Source organism: Amycolatopsis sp. NPDC114484 (genome assembly GCF_055633755.1).
Genome location: NZ_JBVKDQ010000038.1, coordinates 25,493 through 41,435 on the forward strand (window position 1 = coordinate 25,493; position 15,943 = coordinate 41,435).

Below are 15,943 nucleotides of genomic sequence, written 5' to 3' on the forward strand. Positions count from 1 at the left end.
TCTACTGGTCGAGGAGCCCGCCGCGGTAGGCCAGGAGCGCGGCCTGCACCCGGTTGGCCGCGCCGATCTTCGACAGAACGGCCGAGACGTACCCCTTCACCGTCGCCTCGGACAAGTGCAGCCGCCCGCCGATCTCGGCGTTCGACAACCCCTGCCCGATCAGCGCGACGACCTCGCGTTCGCGCTCGGACAGCGAGGCCAGGAGCTTGCGCGCCGGCTGCGCGGCCCGCTGCTCGTCGCGGTGGCTCTGCACCATCCGCACGGCGACGCCCGGATCGAGGACAGCCCCGCCCTTGGCCAGGTCGCGCACGGCCCGCAGCAGCGCCGCCGGGTCGATGTCCTTCAGCAGGAAGCCGTTGGCGCCGAGCCGCAGCGCGAGGCTGACGTACTCGTCGATGTCGAAGGTGGTGAGCATGGCGACGGTGGGCGGATCGGGCAGCGCGAGAATGGCCCGAAGCGCGCGAATGCCGTCGTCAGGGGCGCGCATCTTGATGTCGAGCAGCGCGACGTCAGGGTGATAGCGACGGGCGACCTCGACCGCCGATCTGCCGTCGCTTGCCTCGCCCACGATCTCGATGTCCGCAGCCCCGGACATCATGGCGCGCAGCCCCGACCGAACTAGTTCCTCGTCGTCGGCGAACATGAGCTTGATCAACGAAGCCCTCCGGCAAACCGTGGGTTGGAGGCGGCTCCCCGCACCCGTTACGGAAGATTACCTACTGTTGTTCACGGTTTCGAAACCAGACACGACCAGGTGACGCGACTGGTCCACCGGAGCGGCCGAGAACAGCAGTCAACCCTGTTGCAGGTCACCCACTTGAGTGAGTTCATCGGGTGGGTGCCGCCGAGTTGCGTAACCGATCCAGAAGGAACGGATGTTCATCGGGGGCACACCGCTGGCCGGTCTATCGGGGTCGAGAGGCCGGTTGCCGAGGCGGTGTTCGCTCGACGCTGGCGATCACCGTGGCCGTTGCGGAGAGTGTCGCCGCAGCGAGGAAAACTGCGCCCAGCGTGACGAGCGCGGCCGACGGATAGCATCCAAGCGCGGGGGCGGCCCGCTTCTCGCCAGTGCTCGTCTCTGCGGTTGTCCGGCCAGAGGGAGCTTTTCATGCGCCGTACACGCCAGATTCTTACGTGTTCGACGGTTCTGACGCTGCTGACAGGCTGTTCCGGCACGCAACCGCGACCCAGCAAGACGGTGACGCAACCTGTTCCAGCGACTGGCACGCTTCCCGAAAACCCGTCGTTCACCGACCCGCAACCCGCCGGGCCAGCGATGGCGATTCCGCCAGCATTGCTCACACTTGGCACGGTTGCGCTCGTGCTCGGCGCAGTCGGGCTTTTCCTTGTGCTCACCAGAAACGGAGCCTCGCGCGTGGTCGGCACCGTACTGCTCGGCGGCTGCGGCGGGATCATTCTCGCCGCAGCCATCGCGCTGATCGTCCCGAGCTGATCCTCCTGCTCGTCAGCGCACCACGACGCCGTCGCGCAATGCCGTGAACAGCCGCCCGAGACGGACTCGATGATCCTCCGCCACAGCGCTGTCCGGCTCACCGTCGACGCGACGACCCGCGGTTTCCACCAGCACCACGCTGTAGCCAGCGATGAAGAACGCCGCGAGCAAAAGCCCATCGCCGTCGAAGGTGGGGTCTTGGGTTAGTTCTTCGGCCAGCGTGGATTGGAGTTCGGCGCCGATGGCTCGCGCGCGGGCGATCAGCGCGGGTGAACCGGCGATCGTCCGGAAGAACGGGACCGAGTGTGTGCTGAGTCCGGAAAAGGGCGCGCGCTCGTCGCAGAGGCGGAAAGCCATGTCCTGCAAGGACGTCAGGACATCGACACCGGGCGCGCGTTCGCGGACGGCCGCGCGCAGCAGGTCGGCTGCGTCGGCCGCTCGGTCCAGGAAGAGGTCTTCCTTGCGTGCGAAGTGATTGAACACGGTCACGCTGGAAACTCCGGCTTCGCGCGCGACCTCGGCGACCGTGACGGCTTCGTACCCGCGTTCGAGGAACAGCCGGTTCGCGACCGCCAGGATCCGGGCGCGCGTCTGCGGGCCGCCGCGTTCGCTGGTTCTGGGCATCCGGATCCACTTCTTTGTGTGACTAAATTTAGTTCGTTAAGATAGTAGCAGTCGACCGAGGGGGATCCATGAGCGAGCGCGCGTTTCCCGTGCCGTCCACCGTCAGTGAGCAGGCTCGGGCCTGGCTCGCCTTCGACGTCGGCGAGTTGGCGTATCCGGCCGCCGACGACACCGACGGCTGGCTCGCGATGGTTGCCCAGGCGAATCGGTCGACGGCCCAGCGGTTTTCGGTTTCCGACCTGCCGGTGAGCGTCGAAGACTTCGAGGTCGACGGAGCCGTGGGATACGCCGCGATGCCGCACGGGGCCGATGACGACGCGGTCTTTCTGTGGATGCATCCCGGCGGTCTTCTGGTCGGCGGCGGGGACGCGTGCCGTGCGACGACTGCCCGGACCGCGTTGTCGACGGGCATGCTCGGGTGGGGCGTGGACTATCGACTGCCGCCGCTGCATCCCTATCCGGCCGCGTTGAACGATGCGATGTCGATGTATCGGCGTGCGCTCGACGGGCGTGATCCGTCGCAGGTGTTTGTCGGCGGCGACTCCGCGGGAGGGAACATCGCGGCCGCACTTCTGTTGTGCGCCAAAGATGCCGGGTTGCCGATGCCCGCGGCGCTGCTGCTCAACACGCCGCAGATCGACCTGACCGAATCCGGCGACACCTTCCAGACGCCCAACGGCGTCGACAACGTCCTCCGCAGTTTGGCTCAGACGAACGCCCTCTACGCAGCGGGTGCCGATCTGCGAAATCCTTACCTGTCCCCGATCTTCGGCGACGTTTCCGACTTTCCGCCGACCTTCCTCCGGAGCGGAACGCGCGATCTGTTCCTGTCGAACACGGTGCGGATGCATCGAAAGCTGCGCGCCGCGGGCGTGGAGGCCGAGCTGCATGTGTTCGAGGCGAGGCCGCACGGCGGGTTCGGCGGCGATAGCCCGGAGGACTTGGACGCGGCGGCGGAGCAGCGACGTTTTCTCGCGAAGCACGGGCGTCGGAGTTAACGCCTCAACGATGCCGTCAGGTTATCGCCGGATAGCGAGCCAGTCTTGGACGCTGGCAGCGCAACGCGACAACACTTGAGACATGGTCACCGATACAACTACTCGACTTCCCGGTTCCGATAGTCGTCGAGCAGCAGCTTCGTAGTCAGCTCAATGTGGTCCCGCAGCGCCTCGACGGTGCCCGGGACGTCTCGCTCGATCGCGCGCTCGCAGATCGCCCGGTGTTCCGCGGCGACATCCCGGTGACTGCCCTCGCTAGATGTACGAGCCCAGCATCGGTAGACCTCGGCGGATTCGCGCAGTTGCGTCGCCACCGCGCGCAGGTGCTGGTTGGGGCAGCCCTCCAGCAAGACCTGGTGGAACCGGGCGTGCGCGGTCAGCCAGCGTTCATTGATCGCGTCTGACTCGTCGGCGAACGCGGTGCGGGCGAGATTGTGGTGCGCCGCGAGCAGATCGGACTCCCATTCGATGCTGCCGTGCGCCAGGGATTCGCGGACCACGTGCGTCTCGACGACCACGCGTGCCTCGGTGAGGTCTTGCAGGGTGTCCGGGGAGACATCGATGACCCGGAACCCTTGCTGCGGCGCGAAAGTCGCAAGCCCTTGGCCCACGAGACGGGGAAGCGCTTCACGCAGGACGCCGCTGCTGGCGTCGTAGTCGCCTTTGAGCGCTTCCACGCGCAGCCGTGATCCGGGCTCGTGCCGGCCGTTGAGGATGTCGGCGCGAAGACGCAGGTAGACGTCCTCGACGCGGGTCGTGCTGCGAGCGCCAGTCATGTCGAAGATCGTACCCGGTTCCGCACACAAGCTAGAATCTCGAGATTTAATTGACTTATCGAGATTCGAAGGTGTTCACTGGCCGGGAAGCAGCGGAAGGACGCGGAACATGAAGACGACGACACGGGCGGGCCGGATGTGCCTGGTGCTCGACGACAAGGTGATCGACGTCGAGGGCGCGAGCGGAGGGCGGTTTCCGGCCGATCCGCTCGCGGTTTTCGAGCGCTGGAGCGAGTTCGCGGAGTGGGGGCGAACGACGACCGGCGGGCCGGCCGCGCCCGAGGGCGAAGCGGGGAGCCCCTCGCCCAAGCCGCGGCAGATCTTCGCGATCGGGTTGAACTACCGGGAGCACGCGCAGGAAGCGGGGCTCGCGCTTCCGGAGTCACCGGCCACTTTCACTAAGTTCGGCACTTCCCTGACCGGGCCGGACACCCAGCTGAAGTTGCCAAGCGAGTCCGTCGACTGGGAAGCGGAGCTCGTGGTCGTGATCGGCCGCCGAGCTGAGAAAACCTCAGCCGAGGACGCCTGGCTGCACGTGGCTGGATTGACTGTGGGACAAGACTTTTCCGAACGGGTCGTGCAAGCCGCGGGGCCGGTGCCGCAGTTTTCGCTCGGCAAGTCGTTCCCGGGGTTCGCGCCGACCGGGCCGGTGCTGGTGACCGCCGACGAGTTCGCCGACCCTGACGACCTCGCGATCGAATGCCTCGTCAACGGCGAGAGCGTGCAGAAAGCGCGCACGTCGTCGATGGTCTTCTCAGTCGCCGAGTTGATCTCCCGGCTGTCGGCGGTGTGCCCGCTGCTGCCCGGCGACCTGATCTTCACCGGTACGCCTCCTGGCGTCGGGCATTCGCGGTCCCCGCAGCGCTACCTGCGGCCCGGCGACGAAGTGGTCACGCGGATCGAAGGCATCGGACAGCTCCGGCAGATCTGCGTCGCCGGGTGAAAGGGGCAATTCCATGGCACTGCACAGATTGAAGTCGCTGACTGTCGGCGTACCGGACGTCGCGGGCACCGCCGGCTACTACGCCGACTTCGGGCTCACGCAGCTCACTCCGGGCCGGTTCGCCACGGTCGAGGGCGGCGAGCAGTTCGTCCTGCAGCACTCGCGAGTCCGCCGGTTGCTGGGTCTGACCGTCGCGGTCGATGACGCTGACGACCTCGGTCGCATCGCCGCGAATCTCGACCGGCTGGGCATTCCGGTGCGGCGCGAGGCGGAAACCCTGCACGCCAGGGAACCGATCGCGGACATCGCCGTCGAAGCGGTCGTCGCGCCGCGGCTGGTCCGCGCCACCGTGCCCGCGACCCTGTACAACGGGCCTGGTCGGCTGGACCGTGCCGGCACCCGGGCGCCTGTGCTGTCCCGGACCGAACCGGTGCGGCCGCTCGCGCTGGGACACGTCGTGATCGGGACGGTCGAGCAGGAGTCGACTCAGCGGTTCTTCACCGACGGCATCGGGTTCAAGGTCAGCGACGTCGTTCCCGGCCGAGCGGCGTTCCTGCGGTGTTCGACCGATCACCACAACCTGCTCGTACAGCAGGCTCCGCTTAACTTCCTGCACCACACCTCGTGGCAAGTGTCCGATGTGGACGACGTCGGGCGAGGAGCGATGAGCATGCTCGCCGAACATCCGGAACGGCACGTCTGGGGACTGGGCCGCCACCACATCGGGTCGAATTTCTTCTGGTACCTCAAAGATCCCGCCGGGAATTTCGCCGAGTACTACTCCGACATGGACGCCATCGTCGACGACCAACTCTGGACGCCGCGGTCGTTCGAGGGCATCCAGTCGCTCTACGAATGGGGTCCGCCTCCCCCGCCGTCGTTCATCAATCCGGAAGACCTGGCGGCGCACATGACCGGCGCGCACGCAGAAGGCAGCTGAACCGAAAGGGCATCATCTTGCGTTTCATCGCTATGGAGGAAGCGTTCGCGCTCCCCGAACTGCAGGCCGGATACCCAGTGCCCAAGACGGAAACCGCCGCGCGGTGGGTCGAGGACTGGGGAAAGCGGCTGTGCGACTACACGACTTACCGGCTGCCGGAAATGGACCAGCACGGCATCGACGTCCAGGTGCTTTCCCTCACCGCACCCGGAATCCAGGGCCTGACCGACGCCAGCCAGGCAGTTAAAGACGCCCGGACCGCCAATGACCACCTCGCCAAAGTGATCGCTGACCACCCGGATCGATTCCGCGGGCTGGCCGCGTTGCCGCTCCAGGATCCCGACGCGGCGGTCGCGGAACTCCACCGCGCCGTCGGCACGCTCGGGCTCAGCGGGGCGCTCGTCAACGACCACACCAATGGCACCTACCTCGATGACCCGCGCTACGAACCGGTGTGGGCCGCGCTCGAGGAACTGAACGTGCCGCTCTACCTTCACCCGGGCGCTCCTCCGGCCGAGCCATGGCAGGTGCTCGAAGGGCGTCCCGAACTGCGGGGTCCATTGTGGAGCTGGGGAGCGGAAACCAGCGGGCACGCACTCCGGCTGGTTTTCGGCGGCGTCTTCGACCGGCATCCGGGTGCCACTCTCATTCTCGGCCACCTCGGCGAGTTCCTGCCGTTTCAGCTCGCACGGCTTGATTCGCGCTACGACCGCCAGGAATACCGGACCCTCGCACGGAAACCGTCGGAATACTTCGGCAGCAACATCCTGATCACCACCAGCGGCGTTTGTTCCCCGGCCGCACTCGCTGGCGCGGTCCTGGCCGTCGGCGCGGACGCGATCCTGTTCGCCGTCGACTATCCCTTCGAAGACACCGCCGAGGCCGTCCAATTCCTCGAACAAGCGCCGATCAGCAACCGTGACCGGGAGAACATCAGCCACGGCAACGCTGAACGGGTGCTGCGCCTGCCGACCGCAAAGGCGAGCAAGTGAGGACGATGCCGTGGCGGGCCATCGCGATCGGGCTGGCCGTCATGACGCTGGAAGGGTACGACCTCGTCGCCTTCGGCGCGACGACACCGCTGCTGCTCCGGCACCAGCCGTGGCACCTTTCCCTTCCCGAACTGGGCACGTTGGGCAGCCTCACCCCGGTGGGCATGCTCTTCGGCGCCCTGCTGGTCGGCCCGCTCACCGACCGATACGGACGCCGCCGGACGACCTTGCTCAGCATCGCGGTCGTCTCACTGGGCATGTTCGCCTGCGCGCTCGCTCCCAATCCGGAATTGTTCGGTGCCAGCAGGCTTGTCGTCGGGCTGGGAGTCGGCGCGGTCTATCCGGCGATGGGACCGCTGATCTTCGAACTCGCGCCGCCGAAACGGAAGAACCTCAGCTCCGCGATCGTCCAATGTGGAGTCACGGTGGGCGGTTCGCTGGCTGCCGTCGTGGCCGCGACTTTTCTGCTGGGAGACAACTTCCGGCCGGAGTACGTTGTCGGCGGCGTGGTCGGGCTGCTGCTGTTGCCGATGACTTACCGCTGGCTGCCCGAATCGCCGGTATATCGGCGAGAGCCGACAGGAGCACGTGGCTTGCGCGTTGTGCTGCGGCAGCCGTATACCGGGACGACAGCGCTGTTCTGCGTCATGGTGATCTGTTCGTTCTTGCTCATCTTCGGGATCAACACCTGGCTGCCGCAATTGATGCAGGCTGCGCGGTATCCGCTGGATTCGTCGCTGATGTTCCTTACCCTGCTTAATGTCGGCGCGACCGTCGGCGGCCTCGCGATCGCGGTGCTCGCGGACCGGGCGGGGTCGCGAGTCCCCATCATCGCTTGCTTCGTCGTCGCCGCGGGGGCCATGGCCGCCTTGAGCATCCGGTCGCCGTTGATCGTGCTCTCCGTAATCGTGCTGATCGGCGGCGCGGGCGCGTTCGGCGTGCAGGGATTGATCAATGTGTACATCGCCCGCACTTACCCGGCGCACGCCAGGGCCAGTGCGATCGGGGTCGCGTTGGGAATCGGGCGCATCGGCGCGATCGCCGGGCCGGTGCTCGGCGGCTGGGTGCTCGCCGCCGGTTTCGCTCCACAGTGGAATTTCCTTCTTTTCGCGGTGCCGGCGATCTTCGGGGCGCTCCTCACCGTCGCCATCGGACGTTTCCGCCGCACCGCGGAGACGCCCACGTCGCAGCCGGTCGAAGAACCGGCTTGAGCGGAGGAACAGTCATGGACACGTACGACATCGCTGTCGTGGGCTGCGGTCCGGTCGGCTTGGCCCTCGCACGGCTGCTCAGCGCGAAAGGGCTCCGGGTAGCCGCGATCGATCCGAACCGGATCGTCTGCCACCATCCGCGAGCGACCCATCTCGACGACGAATCGATGCGCACCTTGCAAACGCTGGGCGCGGCCGATCTGGAACAGCGGTTCCTGCGGCAGACCGGATGGACGCTGCGACTGCCGGACGGGACACCTTTCCTCGAATTCGCCCACCCGCGAGAAGAATCCGGACAAGGCTGGCGTACGGATTACCAGTTCCACCAGCCGGATTTCGAATCCCGGCTGCGCGGGTTGCTCGCGGGCGATCCGAACGTCGACCTGTGGTTCGGCTGGTCCGTCACCGAAATCACCCAGGACGCCGACACGGTCCACCTCACGGTGACGGACCGGGATCAGGCAAAGACGATCAGAGCGGCCTACGCCGTCGGATCGGACGGCTCGAATTCGTTCGTCCGGCAGTCGATGGGCGCCGAAGTCGAAGATCTGCAAGGGACGCAACGGTCGCTCATCATCGACATCCATCCGTTCCAGCATCCTCCGGCGCTGCCCGCGAAGTCAGGATTCATTCTGTGCCAGGGACAGCGGCCGATTACCTACGTGCCGATCTTCCCCCCGATGCTGCGGTTCGAATTCATGCTCCTCGACGGAGACGACGCCGCCGCGCTCGAACATCCGCAGGCGGTGTACGACGCTCTGAGCCGCTGGATCGAACCGGGCAGCTACCGCATCATGCGAGCCGGCACTTACGAATGGCACGCGCGGCTCGTGCACGGCTGGCGTTCGGGAAGGCTCCTCCTCGCCGGTGACGCCGCGCATGAGATGCCGCCGATGCTCGGGCAGGGCATGTGTTCCGGGCTCCGCGACGCGGCGAACCTCGCCTGGAAGCTCGCCGCCGTCGTCCAAGGCGTCAGCCCCGACAGCCTGCTCGACACCTACGAAAGCGAGCGCGCCCCGCACGTTCGCCCCTATATCGTCGAATCCGCCCGGCAAGCCAACCTCATCGAGTCCTTCGGCAGCGGCGGCGCCCATCCGGAACTGGGAGAACCTCAGACCCTCGAACCGCTCAGGCCGCCGCTCGGACCCGGTTTAAGCGGAGAGCCCAGCCGGCTCAGCCCGCAGCCCCGAACCGCCGACGGCGCCCGACTCGACGACGTCACCGGATACAACTTTGCCGTGGTAGGCAAGCAGACCGTGTCCGCGGAGATCGCGGAGCTTTGGCGACAGCTTGACGTCGTGGTAGTCGCTGATGCCGGTCCAGCGGTCGAAGAGTGGCTGGCCGCGAATTCGGCTTCTGCGGCCATCATCCGTCCGGATCGGTACGCCTTCGCCCTCGCCGCTGACACGGCGGAACTGGAGACGGCGACGGAGGAGCTCGCCCGGCGCATGGAGGTGCGCGCATGAAGCCGTATGGCACCGGGATGATCTGGGGTGAGGGACCGCGTTGGCACCAGGGCGCTTTGTGGCTGTCCGACACCCAAGGCAGCCAACTGTGGACGGATCGCGGCGGAAGCTGGAGCGCCACGAAGCTGGACTCCCCGTCGAACGGGCTGTGGTTCTTGCCCGACGGCAGGCTCACCGCGGCGATGATGCACGAGCAGCGCATCGGCGTCTGGGATGGCGGACAATTCCCCACCTACGCGGATCTCGGTGCCGTGGCCACCGGCCCGCTCGGTGATCTTGTTGGTGACGAGCAGGGCAATCTGTACGTCGACGACGTCGGTTTCACCCCTGGTGAACCACCTCGGCCGGGCCGTCTGGTGCGGGTTGCCGTCGACGGCTCAGCCACCGTCGCCGCCGAGAACCTCAACTTCCCCAACGGTCTCGCCTTCATTGACGACGGACGCACCCTGATCGTCGCCGAAACCGCCGCGCAACGGCTGACCGCCTTCACCGTCGGCGCGGACGGCACGCTGACCGATCGGCGTCTTTATGCCGACCTCGCCGATCTGGTCGGCCCCGACGCTCGTCCGGACGGAATCTGGCCCGGGCCGGAGGGAATCTGGGTGGCGACCACCACCGGCAACGCGGTCGTGCTGGTCCGGGACAACACGGTGCGCGAGACGGTCACCACCGGCACAGCCTTCCCCATCGCGTGCTGCGGCGACGGCGAGAAGCGGCTGTTCGTCACCCTCGCCGACACCGACGGACGGCCGCTGTTCGAAGCCCTTGCCGCCAAGGCCGTGCAGACCACGGTCGTGGAATTGGAGATTGAATGACCGGCTGGGTTCCGGTGGAGGAAGCGCGGATCACCGATTTCGCCCGGTACGCCTCGGCCCGCACCGGACGCGATCTGACCGGCGGATACCGGACGCTGTGGGAATGGTCGGTGCAGGATCTCGACGGCTTCTGGTCCGCGGTGTGGGACTACTTCGGACTGCCCGCGCGTCCGGAGGGACAACCGGCGCTGGCGACCGAGGCGATGCCGGGCAGCGTCTGGTTCCCGGGCAGCACGCTGAACTACGCGACCGAGGTTTCCCGGGGACGCGACGGTGCCGCCACTGCTGTGATCGCGGTGACCGAGGGCGCTCCTCCGGTCGAGCTGAGCTGGGGTGAATTGCGCCGTCAGGTCGGGTCCGTCGCGGCTGCGCTGACTGAGCTGGGCGTGTCTCCTGGCGACCGAGTCGTAGGTTATCTGCCCAATTCAGCGGAGGCGATCGTGGCGTTTCTGGCCACCGCCAGCCTCGGGGCGGTCTGGGCCGGATGTGGTTTGGACTACGTCGGATCGGCCGCGCAGGCCCGGTTCGCGCAGCTCTCACCGACTGTGTTGATCACCGCGACCCGGTCACGGCACGGCGGCCGGACGATCGAGCGCAGCGCCGATGTGGCGGCCTTGCGCGCCGGACTGTCCACTTTGGTCGCAACCGTGGCCATCGACGATCCTTCGACACCTGGAGCGATTCCATGGTCGTCGATTTCCGGCGGTGACGATGCGCTGTCACCCATTTCAGTCCCCTTCGATCATCCACTGTGGATTCTTTTCTCTTCGGGGACCACTGGCCGTCCTAAAGGGATAGTGCACGGACACGGCGGCGTAGTCCTTGAACAGCTGAAGCATTCCGCGTTCCATCAAGACCTGCGGACTGGCGATCGGATCCTCTGGTACACGACGCCGAGCTGGATGCTGTGGAACTCCCTAGTCGGCGCTCTGCTGGCCGGAGCGACCGCGGTTTGTTACGACGGCAGTCCCGCGTTCGGCCGCCCGGACGCGTTGTGGGAACTGGCCGCCCGCTTGCGGGTCACTACATTGGGCACTAGTCCCGGATACCTGGCGTCCTGCCGCAAGGCCGATGTCCGGCTCGATGAACACGACCTGAGCGCGTTGGCACGACTCGGCGTCACCGGATCGACGTTCCCGCCCGACCTGCACCGCTGGGCCGAACACGAACTCGGGCCGCGGGTCCAGGTCGTATCCAGCAGCGGCGGGACGGACGTCGTCACGGCCTTCGCGAGCGCGGCACCCACCACTCCGGTGTGGGCGGGCGAGTTGTCGGTCCCTTGCCTCGGCGTCGCACTCGATTCGTTAGGACACAACAGGGAATCCGTACGCGGCACGGTCGGCGAACTGGTCGTGCGACGCCCGATGCCGTCCATGCCAGTGGGGTTCTGGAACGACCCCGACGGCACCCGGTACCGGGCCGCGTACTTCGACACGTTCCCAGGCATGTGGCGCCACGGCGATTGGACGGCCATCACCGATCGCGGCTCGGTCATCATCCACGGCCGTTCGGATGCGACCCTGAATCGCCATGGAGTACGGATGGGCAGCAGCGATATTTATGGCCCGGTCGAAGAACTTCCGGAGATCGCGGAGGCTCTTGTCGTCGGCGTTGAGCAGGGTGACGGCGGATACTGGATGCCGTTGTTCGTCACCATGGTCGAGGGTGCCGAGCTTGATGACACTCTGCGGCAACGGATCCTCGCAGCCATCCGCCGGGGTGCTTCGGCGCGGCATGTTCCCGACGAAATCATTGCGGCACCGGGAATTCCGCATACCCGTACCGGGAAGAAGCTGGAAGTTCCGGTGAAACGGCTACTGCTCGGGGAAGATCCGGACGCCGTGGTCGATCCCGGCAGCGTCGACCAGCCTGACCTTCTTGACTGGTACCGGCAACTCGGTGCGCAGCGCGCTACCCCTCGGCCAAACAGCGCCGCACGAGCGACCCGAACCGACTGACCAACTCGTCGACCGACGCTGACGCGATCGGCTCGACGTACCTCGCCACAGCGAGGCCCAAGAACTGGACATTGACCATCCCCACCCGGAACGCGGCGTCCGGTGTGTCGAGCAACTAGGCACCCGCCCCCTGGGTGACCACCCACAAGTGGGTGGCCTCTTCGCCATCTCGTCGACCTGGCGCAGCCCGATCACGTCGCGTCAAGGGGGCACCTACCCGCAGTCCGCAGCATGCCTGCGGAACTGCCCCCTTGACGCGACGTGATAGCCCTCCGGGAGGTCGGCGAGATGGCGACAGGCCACCCACGAACGCAACGTCCACGCGGTCCCGGCCATCTCAGAGACCTGCCCGTCCGGCGAGGACATCTTTTCTTCTTGGGACGCGAAGCATGCCGGTCCAGCCGAACGTCCGGACATCAAACCACCCAAGGTGAGATCCCTGGACACCTCAGTGACCAGGAAAGATGTGCCCCCGGCAGGATTCGAACCTGCGACACCGGCTTTAGGAGAGCCGTGCTCTATCCCCTGAGCTACGAGGGCAGTCGCGCGCTGCAAGCTACATCCTAGCGGGGGCCGAGGGCGGGGCTGCGGCTGGTGAAGTCAGGTACGCCAGTGCCATTTCCGACACCTCCTCCGCCCAGGTCGTCCAAGACCGGTCATCCGGCCAGAATCTGCAGGTCGCGGCGCGGTGGACGCAGGCGCCGATGATCGTTCGCGCCGCTGTTTCCAGGCCTTCGGTCTCGGACAGGAAGGGCGCTAGGGCTTCCAGCAGGGCGTCCTGGATCGCGGACAGGGCGGCGAGGCCGCGGTCTCGGCCGTCGGAGCGTTGGGCGTCCAGGAGTTCCGGGAAGATTCTGTCGTGCTCCTGGAACGTCTGAGCCAGGGCGGTCACGAAGGCGTGGAAGATCGAGCGCAGGCCTGGGGACGCTGAGCGGAGGGCGTCTCGGACGCCGGTTTCCAGCTGGCTCAGCAGCTGATCCTTGACGGCGTACAGCAGCTGTTCCTTGCCGTCGAAGCGGCGGTAGATCGCGCCTACCGACATCCCGGCCTGCGAAGCGACCGCGGCGACGGTGAACGACTCCAAGCCCTGCTCGGCCAGCACATGTTCGGCGGCGGTCAGGACTTTCTGCAGCGAAGCCCGGCTACGCGCTTGTTGCGGCGGGCGGAAGCCCTCGCTGGTCTGGCTCACGCGGAGAACCTTACCTGGCCATCCCCCGGATGCGAATGGTAGTTTCCATTCTCATCTGGGGAGGGATCATGGTCAGCATCGAGGTACGCAACGCCTACGTCGACTTTCCGATCTTCGACGCCAAGGCTCGGTCGTTGAAGAAGCGCGTGCTCGGCAAGGTCGGAGGGAAGATCAGCACCGGGGCGAAGGTGCCGATGATCGAGGCGCTGCGGGACGTGTCGTTCCGGCTCAGCGAGGGCGACCGGGTCGGGTTGGTGGGGCATAACGGGGCCGGGAAGTCCACGTTGCTGCGGTTGCTGTCCGGGATTTATGAACCGACCCGCGGCGTCCGGAGGGTTACGGGGCGGATCGCGCCGGTGTTCGATCTTGGGGTCGGGCTGGATCCGGACGTGTCCGGACGGGAGAACATCCTGATCCAGGGGTTGTTTCTGGGGATGAGCCGCCGGCAGATGGCGAAGCGGGTCGAGGACATCGCGGAGTTCACTGAGCTTGGCGACTATCTTCAGCTGCCGCTGCGCGCGTACTCGGCAGGTATGCGGGTGCGGCTCGCGCTCGGGGTCGTGACCACGATCGACCCGGAGATCCTGCTGCTCGACGAGGGGCTTGGCGCGGTCGACGCGGCGTTTCTCGCCAAGGCGCGCGATCGGCTCAAGGATCTGGTGAAACGGTCGGGGATTCTGGTGTTCGCGAATCACTCCGAGGAAATGCTCACGGAGTTTTGCGACAGCGCGCTATGGATGGACGAGGGGCAGGTGCGGCAGCACGGTTCGTTGTCCGAGGTTCTCGCGGCTTATCGCGGGGAGGCTGCCGCTTAGCGCGTAATGGACCAATACCTCGCGCTTACTCGAAACACTGCCGATGCGCCATCACGAACTCGCGGAAACTCCGCGGCGGCTGGCCGGTGACGTCCTCGACCGTGGACGTCACGATTTCCGCCCCGCCGTCCAGGTACGTATTGCACACCTCGACCAGTGCTTTGGCGTGGAACGACGACATCCCAGCCTCCGCCAACGCCGAAAGCGCTTGCTCGTTCGACATTCCGCGGTAGGCGATCGGACGGCCCAGCACTTCCGACAGCACAGCCGCGACCTCGTCGTAAGTCAGCGCTTCCGGGCCGGTGAGCGCGTATGCCTTGCCTGCGTGGCCATCCTCGGTCAGTGCCCGAAACGCGACGCGGGCGATGTCTTCGGCGTCGACGAACGCGATCGGGCCGCGGATCAGCGGGCTGGCGAAGAAATTTCCGGACCGGATGGTTCCGGACCAGTTTCCCGAGAACGCCTGCAGGTAGAAGTTCGCGCGGAGGAAAGTCCAGGACAGCGGCGACGTTTCCAGCATCCGTTCGACCGGACGGTGCAAGCGGGCGATCGGCGTGAGTTCCTCGTCCGCGCGCCACAGCGATTGCTTCACCACGTGCGTGACGCCGGCGGACACCGCGGCTTCGACCACATTGGACTCGTTGCCGGTCTGTCCGGGGCTCATCGCGCCCAGCAGGAACACCTTCGACACTCCGGCCAGCGCCGGCTGCACGGTGGCCGGATCGGACATTTCGAGGGTGACCGCGTCAATTCCGTCGGCGGCGGCTTTCCTTGCCTTCTCCGGGGAATGATAGGCGGCGCGGAACGGCACCTCGGCCGCGCGCAACTGCGTGACCAGCGCTGATCCCACATTGCCGCTCGCACCCGTCACCAGGATCATGCGCTCCGCCTTCGCGCGTCGAGGGAAAAAACGTTCGCGTGTAGGCGATTCAGTGTAGTGGATCAGCCGGTGGCGCCGGGGGGGTTTAAAGCTGGTCGGCCGCCCGGCGTCGCACCAGCTCCTCGACGGCGGACGGCAGCGTGGTTTCGAAGTCGATGAGCTTCGCCCAGGTCGGGGTGACGACTACGCGGACCATGCCGTCCGCGTAGAGGGAACGGATTTCGGCCTCCCATTCGACGCGCTGCTCCGGCGTGATCTCGTAGGAGCCGTTCATTTCCAGGAACTCGTCCGGGATCCCGTCGGTGTAGTCCAGTTCGGCGCGGCCGCGCAGGAGCAGGATCTTCGGCGGGTGCACCTCGGTGTCGATGGTCAGCGCGACCATCGGGTTCACCCGCAGGGCGTGCAGTTTCGGGGCGTTTTTGGTGGTGCACATGACAATCTCGGTGCCGTTCCAGCTGAACGAGATCGGGATGCTGCGCGGCGTGCCGTCCTTCGCGACGTAGGCCAGCCGGGTGAGGTCGCGGGCGAGCAGTTCGCGGCTGAGCGGGCGGTTCAGGACCTCGGCGACTTCCTGCGGTTCCATGACGGTCTCCCTCACGTTGTGCGGCCACGTTAGGCGGCCAGGTGCTGCGGGGACGGAGCCGCGGCGGAGTTCTCGACATTACCTCGACAGTGACCCGAGTCACACTGATGACTACAACACTTGTACAAGTGCTTGACAGTTATCCGGCGAATGGCGTTGAGTGGCTCCCCGGCGGGGCTTTCCCTGCCCAGGAAACGAGCCGCGAGGGAGGTGAGGGCGATGAGCGATACGAGCCCGGGGCGAAGTACGCCCCCGGACCCCGGATCGTCCCCACCTTCCGGCATCCCCGGCTGATCCCGG

Annotated in this window: 17 protein-coding genes and 1 tRNA gene; 10 read left to right on the forward strand and 8 right to left on the reverse strand. The window is 66.5% G+C overall.

The window, feature by feature from the left end; all coding sequences use genetic code 11:
• Position 1: 1 nt before the first annotated feature.
• A complete protein-coding gene (locus ACZ7SW_RS43380; RefSeq protein ID WP_378299992.1) occupies positions 2 to 655 on the reverse strand; it encodes a response regulator in 654 nt (217 codons plus the stop codon).
• Positions 656 to 1,084: 429 nt separating this feature from the next.
• Between ACZ7SW_RS43380 and ACZ7SW_RS43385 the strand changes: the two genes are divergently transcribed.
• On the forward strand, positions 1,085 to 1,453 hold the full coding sequence (locus ACZ7SW_RS43385; protein ID WP_470236205.1) for a hypothetical protein: 369 nt from the start codon (positions 1,085 to 1,087) through the stop codon (positions 1,451 to 1,453).
• Between the two features lie 12 nt (positions 1,454 to 1,465).
• On the opposite strand, the gene ACZ7SW_RS43390 is transcribed toward ACZ7SW_RS43385, so the two are convergent.
• On the reverse strand, positions 1,466 to 2,077 hold the full coding sequence (locus ACZ7SW_RS43390; protein ID WP_470236206.1) for a TetR/AcrR family transcriptional regulator: 612 nt from the start codon (positions 2,075 to 2,077) through the stop codon (positions 1,466 to 1,468).
• Between the two features lie 68 nt (positions 2,078 to 2,145).
• Between ACZ7SW_RS43390 and ACZ7SW_RS43395 the strand changes: the two genes are divergently transcribed.
• Positions 2,146 to 3,075 (forward strand): alpha/beta hydrolase, encoded by a 930-nt coding sequence (locus ACZ7SW_RS43395; RefSeq protein ID WP_470236207.1) that lies wholly within the window; start codon positions 2,146 to 2,148, stop codon positions 3,073 to 3,075.
• A 98-nt stretch (positions 3,076 to 3,173) separates the two neighbouring features.
• Here the strand turns inward: ACZ7SW_RS43395 and ACZ7SW_RS43400 are convergent, their stop codons facing one another.
• Positions 3,174 to 3,851 carry a GntR family transcriptional regulator gene (locus ACZ7SW_RS43400; protein WP_470236208.1) on the reverse strand — a complete coding sequence of 226 codons (678 nt, stop codon included), beginning with the start codon at positions 3,849 to 3,851 and terminating at the stop codon, positions 3,174 to 3,176.
• A gap of 109 nt (positions 3,852 to 3,960) precedes the next feature.
• Between ACZ7SW_RS43400 and ACZ7SW_RS43405 the strand changes: the two genes are divergently transcribed.
• The 7 genes from ACZ7SW_RS43405 to ACZ7SW_RS43435 are packed head-to-tail and all read left to right on the forward strand — an operon-like array spanning position 3,961 to position 12,176.
• Complete coding sequence (locus ACZ7SW_RS43405) at positions 3,961 to 4,794, forward strand: fumarylacetoacetate hydrolase family protein (protein ID WP_470236209.1); 834 nt, start codon at positions 3,961 to 3,963, stop codon at positions 4,792 to 4,794.
• Between the two features lie 13 nt (positions 4,795 to 4,807).
• Positions 4,808 to 5,734 (forward strand): VOC family protein, encoded by a 927-nt coding sequence (locus ACZ7SW_RS43410; protein ID WP_470236210.1) that lies wholly within the window; start codon positions 4,808 to 4,810, stop codon positions 5,732 to 5,734.
• Between the two features lie 17 nt (positions 5,735 to 5,751).
• On the forward strand, positions 5,752 to 6,726 hold the full coding sequence (locus tag ACZ7SW_RS43415; protein WP_470236211.1) for an amidohydrolase family protein: 975 nt from the start codon (positions 5,752 to 5,754) through the stop codon (positions 6,724 to 6,726).
• A 5-nt stretch (positions 6,727 to 6,731) separates the two neighbouring features.
• The gene (locus ACZ7SW_RS43420; RefSeq protein WP_470236243.1) at positions 6,732 to 7,937 is read left to right on the forward strand and encodes an MFS transporter; all 1,206 of its coding nucleotides are present in this window, start codon (positions 6,732 to 6,734) and stop codon (positions 7,935 to 7,937) included.
• 14 nt (positions 7,938 to 7,951) lie between these two features.
• Positions 7,952 to 9,403 carry a bifunctional 3-(3-hydroxy-phenyl)propionate/3-hydroxycinnamic acid hydroxylase gene (locus ACZ7SW_RS43425; protein WP_470236212.1) on the forward strand — a complete coding sequence of 484 codons (1,452 nt, stop codon included), beginning with the start codon at positions 7,952 to 7,954 and terminating at the stop codon, positions 9,401 to 9,403.
• Positions 9,400 to 10,218 carry an SMP-30/gluconolactonase/LRE family protein gene (locus tag ACZ7SW_RS43430; protein ID WP_470236213.1) on the forward strand — a complete coding sequence of 273 codons (819 nt, stop codon included), beginning with the start codon at positions 9,400 to 9,402 and terminating at the stop codon, positions 10,216 to 10,218. The genes ACZ7SW_RS43425 and ACZ7SW_RS43430 overlap by 4 nt, the downstream gene beginning before the upstream one ends.
• Entirely contained in the window at positions 10,215 to 12,176 is a 1,962-nt protein-coding gene (locus ACZ7SW_RS43435; RefSeq protein WP_470236214.1) for an acetoacetate--CoA ligase, read from the forward strand. Before ACZ7SW_RS43430 ends, ACZ7SW_RS43435 begins: the two co-directional genes overlap by 4 nt.
• Here ACZ7SW_RS43435 and ACZ7SW_RS43440 read toward each other — a convergent pair.
• The 3 genes from ACZ7SW_RS43440 to ACZ7SW_RS43450 all read right to left on the reverse strand — a co-directional run bounded on the left by ACZ7SW_RS43440 (position 12,130) and on the right by ACZ7SW_RS43450 (position 13,365).
• Positions 12,130 to 12,255: a TetR/AcrR family transcriptional regulator gene (locus tag ACZ7SW_RS43440; RefSeq protein WP_470236244.1), complete on the reverse strand. Its 126-nt coding sequence runs from the start codon at positions 12,253 to 12,255 to the stop codon at positions 12,130 to 12,132. The two genes, ACZ7SW_RS43435 and ACZ7SW_RS43440, sit on opposite strands and share 47 nt — an antisense overlap.
• Before the next feature lie 388 nt (positions 12,256 to 12,643).
• Positions 12,644 to 12,716 (reverse strand) — tRNA-Arg (locus tag ACZ7SW_RS43445).
• Between the two features lie 16 nt (positions 12,717 to 12,732).
• Complete coding sequence (locus ACZ7SW_RS43450; RefSeq protein ID WP_470236215.1) at positions 12,733 to 13,365, reverse strand: TetR/AcrR family transcriptional regulator; 633 nt, start codon at positions 13,363 to 13,365, stop codon at positions 12,733 to 12,735.
• Positions 13,366 to 13,433: 68 nt separating this feature from the next.
• Between ACZ7SW_RS43450 and wzt the strand changes: the two genes are divergently transcribed.
• A complete protein-coding gene (wzt, locus tag ACZ7SW_RS43455) occupies positions 13,434 to 14,180 on the forward strand; it encodes a galactan export ABC transporter ATP-binding subunit Wzt/RfbE (RefSeq protein WP_470236216.1) in 747 nt (248 codons plus the stop codon).
• Between the two features lie 25 nt (positions 14,181 to 14,205).
• On the opposite strand, the gene ACZ7SW_RS43460 is transcribed toward wzt, so the two are convergent.
• Positions 14,206 to 15,060, reverse strand: a complete 855-nt coding sequence (locus ACZ7SW_RS43460) for an SDR family oxidoreductase (RefSeq protein ID WP_470236217.1) — start codon at positions 15,058 to 15,060, stop codon at positions 14,206 to 14,208.
• 85 nt (positions 15,061 to 15,145) lie between these two features.
• The gene (locus tag ACZ7SW_RS43465; RefSeq protein ID WP_470236218.1) at positions 15,146 to 15,643 is read right to left on the reverse strand and encodes a pyridoxamine 5'-phosphate oxidase family protein; all 498 of its coding nucleotides are present in this window, start codon (positions 15,641 to 15,643) and stop codon (positions 15,146 to 15,148) included.
• Positions 15,644 to 15,943: the final 300 nt, after the last annotated feature.